Source organism: Cupriavidus necator, assembly GCF_016127575.1.
In the GTDB taxonomy this organism is placed as follows: domain Bacteria; phylum Pseudomonadota; class Gammaproteobacteria; order Burkholderiales; family Burkholderiaceae; genus Cupriavidus; species Cupriavidus necator_D.
The window spans coordinates 1,476,697-1,489,535 of record NZ_CP066019.1; the positions used below are offsets into that span (position 1 = coordinate 1,476,697).

General features: G+C 67.5%; 12 protein-coding genes. 1 reads left to right on the plus strand and 11 read right to left on the minus strand.

All coding sequences use genetic code 11. The annotated features are described in order from the left end of the window. Positions 1–4 precede the first annotated feature (4 nt). The 11 genes from I6H87_RS25755 to I6H87_RS25805 form a co-directional block, all read right to left on the minus strand. Positions 5–1,246, minus strand: a complete 1,242-nt coding sequence (locus I6H87_RS25755; protein WP_011617201.1) for a phosphoglycerate kinase — start codon at positions 1,244–1,246, stop codon at positions 5–7. Positions 1,247–1,255: 9 nt separating this feature from the next. After that, positions 1,256–2,266 carry a type I glyceraldehyde-3-phosphate dehydrogenase gene (gap, locus tag I6H87_RS25760; protein WP_010809298.1) on the minus strand — a complete coding sequence of 337 codons (1,011 nt, stop codon included), beginning with the start codon at positions 2,264–2,266 and terminating at the stop codon, positions 1,256–1,258. A gap of 59 nt (positions 2,267–2,325) precedes the next feature. Next, positions 2,326–3,021, minus strand: coding sequence for a phosphoglycolate phosphatase (gph, locus tag I6H87_RS25765; protein WP_010809297.1), 696 nt, complete (start codon positions 3,019–3,021; stop codon positions 2,326–2,328). Beyond that, complete coding sequence (gene tkt, locus I6H87_RS25770; RefSeq protein ID WP_010809296.1) at positions 3,021–5,033, minus strand: transketolase; 2,013 nt, start codon at positions 5,031–5,033, stop codon at positions 3,021–3,023. Before tkt ends, gph begins: the two co-directional genes overlap by 1 nt. A 40-nt stretch (positions 5,034–5,073) precedes the next feature. Further along, complete coding sequence (locus I6H87_RS25775; protein ID WP_010809295.1) at positions 5,074–5,952, minus strand: phosphoribulokinase; 879 nt, start codon at positions 5,950–5,952, stop codon at positions 5,074–5,076. An 11-nt stretch (positions 5,953–5,963) separates the two neighbouring features. Beyond that, positions 5,964–7,058 carry a class 1 fructose-bisphosphatase gene (locus tag I6H87_RS25780; protein ID WP_011617202.1) on the minus strand — a complete coding sequence of 365 codons (1,095 nt, stop codon included), beginning with the start codon at positions 7,056–7,058 and terminating at the stop codon, positions 5,964–5,966. Positions 7,059–7,114: 56 nt separating this feature from the next. Continuing rightward, positions 7,115–7,840: a ribulose-phosphate 3-epimerase gene (gene rpe / locus I6H87_RS25785; RefSeq protein WP_011617203.1), complete on the minus strand. Its 726-nt coding sequence runs from the start codon at positions 7,838–7,840 to the stop codon at positions 7,115–7,117. Between the two features lies 1 nt (position 7,841). After that, positions 7,842–8,606: an HAD family hydrolase gene (locus tag I6H87_RS25790; protein WP_010809292.1), complete on the minus strand. Its 765-nt coding sequence runs from the start codon at positions 8,604–8,606 to the stop codon at positions 7,842–7,844. Between the two features lie 3 nt (positions 8,607–8,609). Then, a complete protein-coding gene (gene cbbX / locus I6H87_RS25795; protein WP_011617204.1) occupies positions 8,610–9,563 on the minus strand; it encodes a CbbX protein in 954 nt (317 codons plus the stop codon). Between the two features lie 162 nt (positions 9,564–9,725). Continuing rightward, the gene (locus tag I6H87_RS25800) at positions 9,726–10,145 is read right to left on the minus strand and encodes a ribulose bisphosphate carboxylase small subunit (RefSeq protein ID WP_010809290.1); all 420 of its coding nucleotides are present in this window, start codon (positions 10,143–10,145) and stop codon (positions 9,726–9,728) included. Positions 10,146–10,202: 57 nt separating this feature from the next. Continuing rightward, on the minus strand, positions 10,203–11,663 hold the full coding sequence (locus I6H87_RS25805; protein ID WP_010809289.1) for a form I ribulose bisphosphate carboxylase large subunit: 1,461 nt from the start codon (positions 11,661–11,663) through the stop codon (positions 10,203–10,205). A gap of 167 nt (positions 11,664–11,830) precedes the next feature. Between I6H87_RS25805 and I6H87_RS25810 the strand changes: the two genes are divergently transcribed. Continuing rightward, on the plus strand, positions 11,831–12,784 hold the full coding sequence (locus I6H87_RS25810) for a LysR family transcriptional regulator (RefSeq protein ID WP_010809288.1): 954 nt from the start codon (positions 11,831–11,833) through the stop codon (positions 12,782–12,784). Positions 12,785–12,839 lie beyond the last annotated feature (55 nt).

A 12,839-nucleotide genomic window follows, 5' to 3' on the forward strand; every position in this document is an offset into this window, starting at 1 on the left:
GGGTTCAGGCAGCGGCGCGCTGTGCCAGCACGGCCAGCGCGGGCAGCGTCTTGCCCTCCAGGAATTCCAGGAACGCGCCGCCGCCGGTCGAGATATAGCCCACGCGGTCGGCAATGCCGTGCTTGGCGATCGCGGCCAGCGTGTCGCCGCCGCCGGCGATCGAGAACGCCTTCGATTCAGCGATGGCCTGGGCCAGCACCCTGGTGCCGTTGCCGAACTGGTCGAACTCGAACACGCCCACCGGGCCGTTCCAGACGATGGTGCCGGCGGCCTTGAGCTGCTCGGCCAGCATCGCGGCGGTCTTGGGGCCGATGTCCAGGATCATGTCGTCGTCGGCCACGTCCTTGACGTCCTTGACGGTGGCCGCGGCAGTGGCGCTGAATTCCTTGGCGCACACCACGTCGACCGGAATCGGCACCGAGGCGCCACGCCTGGCCATGATGTCGATGATGGCCCTGGCATCGGCCAGCAGGTCAGGCTCGGCCAGCGACTTGCCGATCTTCAGGCCGGCGGCCAGCATGAAGGTATTGGCAATGCCGCCGCCGACGATCAGGTTGTCGACCTTGTCGGCCAGCGACTTCAGGATGGTCAGCTTGGTCGAGACCTTGGAGCCGGCCACGATCGCCACCAGCGGACGCGCCGGCTGGCCCAGCGCCTTGCCCAGCGCGTCGATCTCGGCGGCCAGCAGCGGGCCGGCGCAGGCAATGGGGGCGTACCTGGCGATGCCATGCGTGGTCGCCTCGGCGCGGTGGGCGGTGCCGAACGCGTCGTTGACGTAGACATCGCACAGCGCCGCCATTTTCTGCGCCAGTTCGTCGCTGTTCTTCTTCTCGCCCGTGTTCATGCGGCAGTTTTCCAGCAGCACCACCTGCCCGGGCGGCACCTGGAAGCCGCCCTCGGTCCAGCCGGACAAGAGCGGCACCTGGCGGCCCAGCAGTTCGGACAGGCGGCGGCCCACCGGCGCCAGGCTGTGGCGCGGGTCGGGCGCCCCCTCCTGCGGCCGGCCCAGGTGCGAGGTGACCATCACCGCGGCGCCCGCCTGCAGGCAGGCCGCGATGGCGGGCACGGAAGCCCGGATGCGGGTATCGTCGGTGATAGCGCCCGCTGCATCCTGCGGGACGTTGAGGTCGGCGCGGATGAAGACCCGCTTGCCAGCCAGTCCACCGGCTGCAAGCAGTGCGGCCAGCGTGTGCGGCGCCGCCGCGGGTTTCGGTTGCGGGTTCGTAGCATGGGATAGGCTCATCATGGCGATCTGCTAGCGTGCGTGGGCCAACGCCACCGCGGTATCCAGCATGCGGTTGGAGAAGCCCCATTCGTTGTCATACCAGGCCGACACCTTGACCAGGGTGCCGTTGACCTTGGTCAGGGTGGCGTCGAAGGTGGACGACGCCGGGTTGTGGTTGAAGTCCACCGAGACCAGCGGCGCGGTGTTGTAGTCCAGGATGCCCTTGAGCTCGCCTTCTGCGGCGGCCTTCAGGATGCCGTTCACCTCCTCCACCGTGGTCGGCCGCGCCGCCACGAAGGACAGGTCGACCAGCGACACATTGATGGTCGGCACGCGCACGGCAAAACCGTCCAGCCGGCCGTCCAGCTCAGGCATTACCAGCCCGACCGCGGCGGCTGCGCCGGTCTTGGTCGGGATCATCGACATGGTGGCCGAGCGCGCCCGGCGCAGGTCTTCGTGGTAGACGTCGGTCAGCACCTGGTCGTTGGTATAGGAGTGCACGGTGGTCATCAGGCCGTTCACCAGCCCCAGCTTCTCGTGCAGCGGCTTGACCAGCGGCGCCAGGCAGTTGGTGGTGCAGGAGGCGTTGGAGATCACCGTGTCGGTGGCCTTCAGCACGCCGTGGTTGACGCCGTAGACGATGGTGGCGTCCACGTCCTTGCCGCCGGGGGCGGAGATGATCACCTTCTTCGCGCCGCCCCTCAGGTGGGCCGAGGCCTTTTCCTTGCTGGTGAAGAGCCCGGTGCATTCCATCACCACGTCCACGCCCAGCTCGCCCCACGGCAGCTCGGCCGGGTTGCGCTGCGCCAGCACGCGGATCCGGTCGCCGTTGACGCGGAAGGCATCGCCGTCGACCGAGACCTCGCCCGGGAAGCGGCCGTGGACGGTGTCGTACTGGGTCAGGTGCGCATTGGTGGCCGCGTTGCCGAGGTCGTTGATGGCGACGATCTCGATATCGTGCCGCTTGCCGCCTTCATAGTGGGCGCGCAGCACATTGCGGCCGATGCGTCCGTAGCCGTTGATGGCAACCTTGATAGTCATGCTGTCTCCTTTACTTGTCTTGGTATCCTTGCCGGTCGCGCTGGCGCGCCGGCGCAACATCAGGCGGCTGGCGCCAGCCGCGCCGGCGTCAGCAGCGCCGGCAACGCCTCCAGCGAATCGAGCAGCGCATCCGCGCCCAGCGCCGCGGGCCCGCCGGGGCCGGCGTAGCCATAGCGAACCAGGCAGACCGGGATGCCGGCCGCGCGCGCCGCCGCCACGTCCACCGCCGAATCCCCCACCAGCACGCCCTGCGCCGTATCGACGTCGAGCAGGTTGCAGGCGTGGCGCAGCGGTTCGGGATCCGGTTTCATCTGCGCGATCGAGTCGCCCGCCACCAGCACTTCGAGGTACTGCGACAACCCGGTCAGCGCCAGCAGCGGCACCGCCAGCGCGCGCGGCTTGTTGGTGACGCAGGCAAGCCGGTAGCCCTGGCGCCTGAGCGCCTCCAGGCCTGCCTCCACGCCCGGGAACACCGACCCGAGGCGGCCGTTGGTCTCGGCATAGTGGCGGTGGAACATCGCCACGGCTTCGGCGGCCTCAACCCGCGGCGTAAGCCCGGCGGTCTCGAGCACGCGCCGCACCAGGTTGGGCACGCCGCGGCCGATGAAGCCGGCCACGGTGTCGAACGGCAATGCCGGGCTGCCGAAGTCGGCCAGCATGCGGTTGGCGGCCTCGACAATATCGGGCGCGCTGTCGACCAGCGTGCCGTCCAGGTCGATCAGCACCGCGGTGCAGGGCATGGATACGGTAGCCATCACGCCTCCTCCAGCAGCACGCGCGCGGCCGCGGCGACATGCGCCGGGGTCAGGCCGAAGTGCTGGTACAGCGCCTCGGCCGGCGCGGATTCGCCGAAGGTGTCGATGCCCAGCGCCAGGCCCTGCTCGCCCACCACGCCGCGCCAGAACCAGGTGCCGCCCGCCTCCACGCTGACGCGCGGCAGGCCAGGTGGCAGCACGGTGTCGCGGTACGCCACGTCCTGCGCGTAGAACAGCTCCACGCAGGGCATGGACACCACGCGCGCGGCGATGCCGGCATCGGCCAGGTCCAGCGCCGCGCGCATGGCGATTTCCACCTCGGAGCCAGTGGCAATCAGCACCACGCGCGGCGCCGGCACATCGCGCAGCACATAGCCGCCGCGCGCAATCTCCGCGCGCTGGGCCGGATTGCGCTCGAACGGCATCAGCGCCTGCCGCGACAGCACCAGGCAGCTCGGGCCATCCTCGCGCCGCAGCGCGGCCAGCCACGCGTACGCGGTCTCGGCGCCGTCGCAGGGACGCCAGACCTGGTTGTTGGGGATCAGGCGCAGGCTGGCGGCGTGTTCCACCGGCTGGTGGGTGGGACCGTCCTCGCCGAGCCCGATCGAGTCATGGGTCAGCACGTGGACCACGCGCAGGCGCATCAGCGCCGCCATGCGGATGGCATTGCGCGAGTAGTCCGAGAAGGTCATGAAGGTGCCGCCGTAGGGGATCAGCCCGCCATGCAGCGCAATGCCGTTCATCGCGGCGGCCATGCCGAACTCGCGCACGCCGTAGCTCACGTAGTTGCCATGCCCGGCATGGTTGACCCAGACCGACGCCTTGACATTGGTCAGGTTGGACCCGGTCAGGTCGGCCGAGCCGCCCAGCAGCTCGGGCAAGGCGGGCGTGAGCGCCTCCAGGCACAGCTGCGATGCCTTGCGCGTGGCGATCTTGCCTTGCAGCGGCGACGGCGCGTCCAGCAACGCCATCAATTCGGCATCGAAGCCCTCGGGCAGGCGGCCATTGGCACGGCGCACGAATTCTTCGGCCAGTTCGGGGTGCGCGGCGCAATAGCTGACGAAGCGCGCCTCCCATTCGGCCTCGCGCGCGGCGCCTTGCGCGCGTGCATCCCAGGCGTCGGCGACATCCGCCGGCACCGTGAAGGGCTCGGCTTCCCAGCCCAGCGCGGTGCGCATGGCGGCGATCTCCGGCGCGCCCAGCGGGGCGCCGTGCACGTCGTGCCCGCCGGCCTTGGCGGGCGCGCCCTTGCCGATCACGGTGCGGCAGCAGATCAGCGTGGGCCGGTCGCGCTCGGCCTTGGCCTCGTGCAGCGCGGCATCGAGGGCGTGCGCATCGTGTCCGTCGACGTCCGCAATCACATGCCAGCCATAGGCGGCAAAGCGCTTCGGGGTGTCGTCGGCAAACCAGCCGGCGACCTCGCCGTCGATGGAGATGCCGTTGTCGTCGTACAGGCAGATCAGCTTGCCCAGCCTGAGCGTGCCCGCCAGCGAGCAGGCCTCGTGGCTGAGTCCTTCCATCAGGCAGCCATCGCCAAGGAAGACGTAGGTGTGGTGGTCGACGATGTCGAAGCCGGGCCGGTTGAAGGTGGCGGCCAGGAGCTTCTCCGCCAGCGCCATGCCGACGGCATTGGCCAGGCCCTGTCCCAGCGGCCCGGTGGTGGTTTCCACGCCCGGCGTCACGCCAAGCTCCGGATGGCCGGGCGTGGCCGCGTGCAGCTGGCGGAACTGGCGCAGCTGCGACATCGGCAGGTCGTAGCCGGTCAGGTGCAGCAGCGCATACTGCAGCATGGACGCATGGCCGTTGGACAGCACGAAGCGGTCACGGTCGGGCCAGGCCGGGTTGGCCGGGTTGTGTCGCAGGTGGCGCCGCCACAGCACTTCGGCCATTTCGGCCATGCCCATGGGTGCGCCGGGGTGGCCCGATTTGGCCTGCTCCACCGCGTCGGCGGCCAGGAAGCGCAGCGCGTTGGCACAGCGCGCTGCGGAATCGATGCGTTCTGGTGCGTTCATTCAGGAGATCCTCGCGAGTCGGCGTTTCACGGTCGAGTCCTTACTGCGCGGCGCGCTTGCGGCGCTCCATCATGCGCAGCACGAAGGGCGTGAAGATCAGCTGCATGGCCAGCTCCATCTTGCCGCCGGGCACCACGATGGTGTTGGCGCGCGACATGAAGGAGTCGTGGATCATGCTCAGCAGGTACTGGAAGTCGATCCCCTTCGGGTTGGCAAAGCGGATCACCACCATGCTTTCATCGGGCGCGGGGATTTCGCGCGAGATAAAGGGGTTGGACGTATCCACGCACGGCACGCGCTGGAAGTTCACATGCGTGCGCGAGAACTGCGGACAGATGTAATTCACGTAGTCCGGCATGCGGCGCAGGATGGTGTCGGTCACGGCCTCGGTCGAATAGCCGCGCTGCTTCTTGTCGCGCCAGAGCTTCTGGATCCATTCCAGGTTGATGACAGGGACCACGCCGATCAGCAGGTTGGGATACTGGGCGACATTGACCGAATCGGTGACCACGCCGCCGTGCAGGCCCTCGTAGAACAGCAGATCGGTATCGGCCGGCAGCGGCTCCCACTGCGTGAAGGTGCCGGGTTCCTGCCCGAACGGCGCGGCTTCCTCCGGGCTATGCAGGTAGTGCCGGTGCATGCCCGTGCCGGTTTCGGCATAGGAGCGGAACAGGTTCTCCAGCTCGCCGAACAGGTTGTTCTCCTCGCCGAAGTGGCTGAAGTTCATATTGCCGGTGCGCTCGGCCTCGGCCATCTTGACCTTCATCTCGGCGCGGTCATAGCGGTGGAAGCTGTCGCCTTCGATCACCACTGACTTCACGCCCTCGCGGCGGAAGATGTTCTCGAAGGTACGGGTCACCGACGTGGTACCGGCGCCCGAGGAGCCGGTGATGGCGATAATGGGATAACGTTCTGACATGGCCAGGCACCTCAGGCAGACGCGCGGAACAGGCTGCGCTCGTTGAACAGGGGACTCGGAAGGTCGGGATCGGTCTGGTCGGTGTGGTAGCCCTCGATCCGTTCCACTTCATTGCGCGAGCCGAAGATCACGCCAATGCGCTGGTGCAGCGCACCCGGCGCCACCGACATCAGCGTCTGCCGGCCCGTGCTGGCGCGCCCGCCAGCCTGCTCCATCAGGAAGGCGATCGGATTGGCCTCGTACAGCAGGCGCAGGCGGCCCGGCTTGGCGGGATCCTTGGAGTCGCGCGGGTACATGAAGACGCCGCCACGCATCAGGATGCGGTGCGCCTCGGCCACCATCGACGCGATCCAGCGCATATTGAAATCCTTGCCGCGCGGCCCGCTCTTGCCGGCCATGCACTCGGCGATGTAGCGCTGCACCGGCGCTTCCCAGAAGCGGCTGTTCGACGCATTGATGGCAAATTCCTGGGTATCGGCCGGCACCTGCAGGTTGGGGTGCGTGAGGAAGAACTCGCCCAGGTTGGGATCGAGCGTGAAGCCGTTGACGCCATTGCCCACGGTCAGCACCAGCATGGTGGTGGGACCGTAGAGCGCGTAGCCGGCCGCCACCTGGGCGCTGCCGGGCTGCAGGAAATCCTGCTCGGTGACGGCGCTTGCGCCCTCAGGCGCGCGCAGCACCGAGAAGATGCTGCCCACCGAGACATTGACGTCGATGTTGGATGAGCCGTCGAGCGGATCGAACACCAGCAGGTACTTGCCGCGCGGGTAGTGATCCGGGATCTGGTAAGGCGCCTCCATCTCCTCCGACGCCATGCCGGCCAGGTACCCGCCCCACTCGTTGACGCGCAGGAAGGTGGTATTGCTCAGCACGTCCAGCTTCTGCTGGATTTCGCCCTGCACGTTGACGGCCCCTGCTTCTCCGGCTTGATTGCTGGCCTTGCCGTGCAAGCCCCCCAGCGCGCCGAAGGCAACCGCGCGCGCGATTTCCTTGCAGGCCATGGCGACGTTGAGAATCAGGCCGTTGAAGCCGCCGCTGGCATCCGGATAGCGGCGGCGTTCCTCGATCAGGAACTGCGTCAGGGTCATCCTTTGGACTTCAGGCATGACAGGTCTCCTATAGATTGGCTATGCATTCTTGTGTGGTGCCGGTGCGGGGCGGGCTACGTGACCGTGGCGGCCTCGCGCAAGCGGTAAAGGATGCTCGAGTAGCCGCCGTCGGCATCGGGCGCGCCGAACACGGCGCTGCCGGCAACGAAGGTGTCGGCGCCCGCTCGCGCGATCGCGGCAATGTTGTCGGCCTTGACGCCGCCGTCGATCTCCAGCCAGACCGGCCGCCCGCCGGCGTCCACCTGCCGGTCGATGCGCGCGCGTGCCTGGCGCACCTTGTCCAGCACGCCCGGAATGAAGGCCTGGCCGCCAAAGCCCGGGTTCACGCTCATCAGCAGCACCAGGTCGAGCTGGTCCAGCGTATGGTCCAGCCAGCCCAGCGGCGTGGCCGGGTTGAGCACCAGGCCTGCCTTGCAGCCGTGGTCGCGGATCAGGCCGATGGTGCGGTCGACATGGCGGCTCGCCTCCGGATGGAAGCTGATGATGTTGGCGCCGGCCTTGGCGAACAGCGGGATCAGCGCATCGACCGGTTCCACCATCAGATGCACGTCGATGGGGATGGAGACCAGCGGCCGGATCGCCTCGCACACCAGCGGGCCAATGGTCAGGTTGGGCACATAGTGGTTGTCCATCACATCGAAGTGCACCAGGTCTGCACCGCCGGCCTCGATCGCGCACACCTCTTCGCCCAGGCGCGCGAAATCGGCCGACAGGATGGATGGCGCCAGGCGGATGGCACGCTGGCTGCCATGGCCGGTGTTGAGTTCAGTGGCATGCATGTCAGGTTGCCTCGATCAGGGTGCCGTGGTGCCAGGCGCGCAACGCGGCAAGGTCGGCCCAGCGGTTTGCCGCGCCGGGCACGTGCTGGGGCATGGGCTCGCCGGGATCGCCAAGATGCGGCAGCACCAGCAGCGCGCCCTCGAAGGAGTCCTGCGCGCTGAACGCGGTGGGCGTGACCACGGTGGGAATGCCGGCCGCCCGGGCGGCGCGCAGGCCGTTCGCCGAGTCCTCGATCGCCAGGCAGTCACCGCCTTCCAGGCCCAGCCGCTCCAGCACCGCCAGGTAGACATCGGGCGCCGGCTTCTTGATGGCCGTGGTGCCGGCGTCGCCGATGGCGGCAAAGCGACGGCGCCAGTCGGCGCCAAGCGGCGCCTGCAGCAGCGCGTCGAGGTTGGCCGGCGTGGTGGTGGTGGCAATCGCCAGCGGGAGCCCGGCCTCGCCGGCCTCGTCGATCAGGCGGGCAATGCCCGGGCGCAGCGGCAGGCCGCCCGCCCCGACGCGCTCGGCATAGTGGCGGGTCTTGATGGCGTGCACGGCGTCGATGGTTTCCTTCACCTTGCAGCCGCGGGCCTCTTCCGGGTCGACCATGCGCCAGTAATGCATCAGGCGCTCCTTGCCGCCGGCCACCTTGAGCAGGCGCGTGTAGAGCGGCGCGTCCCAGTACCAGTCCAGGCCGACCTCGGCGAAGGCGGCGTTGAAGGCTTGCAGGTGCGCGCTTTCGGTATCGGCCAGGGTGCCGTCGACATCGAAAATCAGGGCTTGCATGGCTTACTCCTTGGCCGGCGTCCGTGCGTCCGGCGCGGCCTTCGAAAACACGCGGCTGGCAAGCAGGTCAGACGCCGTGATGGTGGTCAGGGTATGGTCGTCGACGACCGTGCCGGCATCGTCCAGCAGGCGCGAGGCATGGCGCAGCCGCGCGCGGTCCAGCGCATTGCGCACGCTGCGGGCATTGGCAAAGTGCGGCTGTGTCATGCGCCGGGCCAGGTAGTCGGCAAACACGGCCCGGCTTTCGTCGTCGAAGCGGTATTGCATCTCGGACAGCATCAGGTCGGCGATCTGGCGCAGCTCGTCGAGCTGGTAGTCGGGGAAGTCGACATGGTGGGCAACGCGCGAGGACATGCCCGGGTTGGACTCGAAGAAACGGTCCATGCGGTCCTTGTAGCCGGCCAGGATCACCACCAGGTCGTCGCGGTTGTTCTCCATCACCTGCAGCAGGATCTCGATGGCCTCCTGGCCGTAGTCGCGTTCGTTCTCCGGGCGGTAGAGGTAGTAGGCCTCGTCGATGAAGAGCACCCCGCCCATGGCCTTCTTCAGGATCTCCTTGGTCTTGGGCGCGGTATGGCCGATGTACTGGCCGACCAGGTCGTCGCGGGTCACCGCCACCAGGTGGCCGCGGCGCACGTAGCCCAGCTGGTGCAGGATCTGCGCCATGCGCATGGCCACGGTGGTCTTGCCGGTGCCGGGATTGCCGGTGAAGCACATATGCAGGCTGGGCGCACCGGCGCTGAAGCCGCGCGCGGCGCGCAGCTTGTCCACCAGCAGCAAGGCGGCGATATCGCGGATGCGCGCTTTCACCGGCTTCAGCCCGATCAGCTCGCGGTCAAGCTGGGCCAGCAGCTCGGTGATGCCCGAGCTGGCCAGCGACTCGGCCAGGGACCCGGGCAACGATGCGGCCGGAGCGGCTGGCGGCTGCAGCGGTGCGGTCGTTTCAGGTGCGGACATGGCAGGCTCCGTGAGGATCAATCGAGCATCCGACTCGAAAGATTCGAGGCGCAACTCCCCCCCGGTGCGCGGCCTTGCGGCGGCGCAACCGTGGGATTGCACAGTCAGGAAATCGCCGGCGGCAGCGCCATGACGGCGCTGCGCCGGTTCAGCCGGCGCCGCTCAGTAGCGGCTGCCCTCGGGGCGTGCCTGCACAGCGTAGCTCTCGATCGAGTAGCGCATGGTGCGGCCGGGCTCTTCCTGTCGCACCAGGCGGAAGCCGGGCTCGTCCGCAGGACGGTTGACGATGAACGACATCACCACCGACTCCACCGTATGCGTCGAATCGAAGGCCGTGACGCGGATGTAGTGGTTGGGGAAGGTGCTGCGCGCGTTGTTGATCTCCAGCAGGATGCCGGCGGCATCGCGCAGGTCGAACATCGGCAGGCCGAACATCTCCCAGTAGGTATTGCGCGGATGCGGGTCGTCGGTGTACTCGATGCCGACCGCCCAGCCCTGGTTCAGGCAGTATTCAAGCTGGCTGGTGATCTGCGCGTCGGTGAGGTCGGGCAGGAAGGAGAAAGTGCCTTGAGTAATACGCATGATGTCCTCTCGTTCTTTGGGTTCGCTCGTCGTGCTTTGGTGGCGTCGCGCCAGGGCTCAGGCCACCGACGCGGTGGGCGCGAAGTCCGAGGTGTCGGTCGGCGTGTAGTTGAAGCTGATGTCGCCCCAGGTATCGAGCGCAGCCCGCAGCGGTCCGCACCAGCGCGCGGCATCGCGCAGGATCTCCGGCCCTTCGTTGAGGATGTCGCGGCCTTCGTTGCGCGCCAGCACCATCGCTTCCAGCGCAACGCGGTTGGCGGTGGCGCCGGCCTGGATGCCCTGCGGGTGGCCGATGGTGCCGCCACCGAACTGCAGCACCACGTCGTCGCCGAAGAGGCTGATCAGCTGGTGCATCTGGCCGGCGTGGATGCCGCCCGAGGCCACCGGCATCACCTTGCGCAGCGAAGCCCAGTCCTGGTCGAAGAACAGCCCGCGCGACAGGTCGGCATGGGTGTAGGCATCGCGGCAGACGTTGTAGTAGCCCTGCACGGTCAGCGGATCGCCTTCCAGCTTGCCCACCGCGGTGCCGGTGTGCATGTGGTCGACACCGGCCAGGCGCAGCCATTTGGCAATCACGCGGAACGACACGCCGTGGTTCTTCTGCCGGGTGTAGGTGCCATGGCCCGCGCGGTGCAGGTGCAGGATCATGTCGTTCTGGCGGCACCAGTTGCTCATGGACTGGATACAGGTCCAGCCGACGATCAGGTCGATCATGATGATGACCGAGCCCAGCGACTTGGCGAACTCGGCACGCCGGTACATCTCTTCCATGGTGCCGGCGGTCACGTTGAGGTAGCTGCCCTTGACCTCGCCGGTTGCCGCCGAGGCCTTGTTGACCGCGTCCATCACGAACAGGAAGCGGTCGCGCCAGTGCATGAAGGGCTGCGAGTTGATGTTCTCGTCATCCTTCATGAAGTCCAGCCCGCCCTTCAGGCCCTCATACACCACGCGGCCGTAGTTGCGGCCCGACAGGCCCAGCTTGGGCTTGGTGGTGGCGCCCAGCAGCGGACGGCCGAACTTGTCCAGGCGCTCGCGCTCGACGATGATGCCGGTGGACGGGCCGGCGAAGGTCTTCACGTAGGCGACCGGGAAGCGCATGTCTTCCAGGCGCGCCGCCTTGATCGGCTTGAAGCTGAAGACGTTGCCGATGATCGACGCGGTCAGGTTGGCGATCGAGCCTTCCTCGAACAGCGACAGGTCATAGGCCACGTAGCAGAAGAACTGCTCGGGGTTGTTGGGCACCGGGTCGACCCGGTAGGCCTTGGCACGGTACATGTCGCAGGCGGTCAGGCGGTCGGTCCACACCACCGTCCAGGTGGCGGTGGAGGACTCGCCGGCAACCGCGGCGGCGGCCTCGACCGGATCCACGCCGTCCTGCGGCGTGATGCGGAACAGCGCCAGCAGGTCGGTATCCTTGGGCTCGTAGTCGCCGTCCCAGTACCCCATTTCCTTGTACTTCATGACGCCGGCGTCGTAGCGCTTGCGCGGCTTGGCTTGGACCGATTCAGGTGCGTTCATGCTTGTCTCCTTGCGTGGTTGAGCGTCTTGGCTGCTGCGTTGATGCAAAGATATAAGCCCACCCACATAAGGTAAATTCAGATATTCTTAGCCCCTGTATAAGCAATCCCTTAAGTGCGGACCAAGCTGCACATCACGGGACCATCCAAAGCCGCCCCCAACCGCCCATGTCGTCCTTCCTGCGCGCCCTTACCCTTCGCCAGTTGCAGATCTTCGTCACCGTGGCCAGGCACGCCAGCTTCGTGCGCGCGGCCGAAGAACTGCACCTGACCCAGCCTGCGGTCTCGATGCAGGTCAAGCAGCTTGAATCCGTGGTCGGCATGGCGCTGTTCGAGCGGGTCAAGGGACAGCTCACGCTGACCGAGCCCGGCGACCGCCTGCTGCACCATGCGTCCCGGATCCTCGGCGAGGTCAAGGACGCCGAGGAAGGCTTGCAGGCGGTCAAGGACGTCGAGCAGGGCTCGATCACGATCGGGCTGATCAGCACGTCGAAGTACTTCGCCCCCAAGCTGCTGGCCGGCTTTACCGCGCTGCACCCGGGCGTGGATCTGCGCATCGCCGAAGGCAACCGGGAAACGCTGCTGCGGCTGCTGCAGGACAACGCCATCGACCTCGCGCTGATGGGCCGCCCGCCGCGCGAACTGGATGCGGTGTCGGAACCCATCGCCGCGCATCCGCACGTGCTGGTGGCCTCGCCGCGGCACCCGTTACACGATGCAAAGGGGTTCGACCTGCAGGAACTGCGTCACGAGACCTTCCTGCTGCGCGAACCGGGTTCAGGCACCCGCACCGTGGCGGAGTACATGTTCCGGGACCACCTGTTCACGCCGGCCAAGGTGATCACCCTGGGCAGCAACGAGACCATCAAGCAGGCCGTGATGGCCGGCATGGGCATCAGCCTGTTGTCGCTGCACACGCTGGGACTGGAGCTGCGCACCGGCGAGATCGGGCTGCTGGACGTGGCCGGCACGCCGATCGAGCGCATCTGGCATGTTGCGCATATGTCCAGCAAGCGTTTGTCGCCGGCCAGCGAGAGCTGCCGCGCCTATTTGCTGGAGCACACTGCGGAGTTTCTGGGGAGGGAGTACGGGGGGCTGATGCCCGGGCGGCGGGTGGCCTGAGGTTCCAGGAGGGTTGGCTGGGATTAGAGAGCCATCCGTCCCGTCCCGGTCGGAA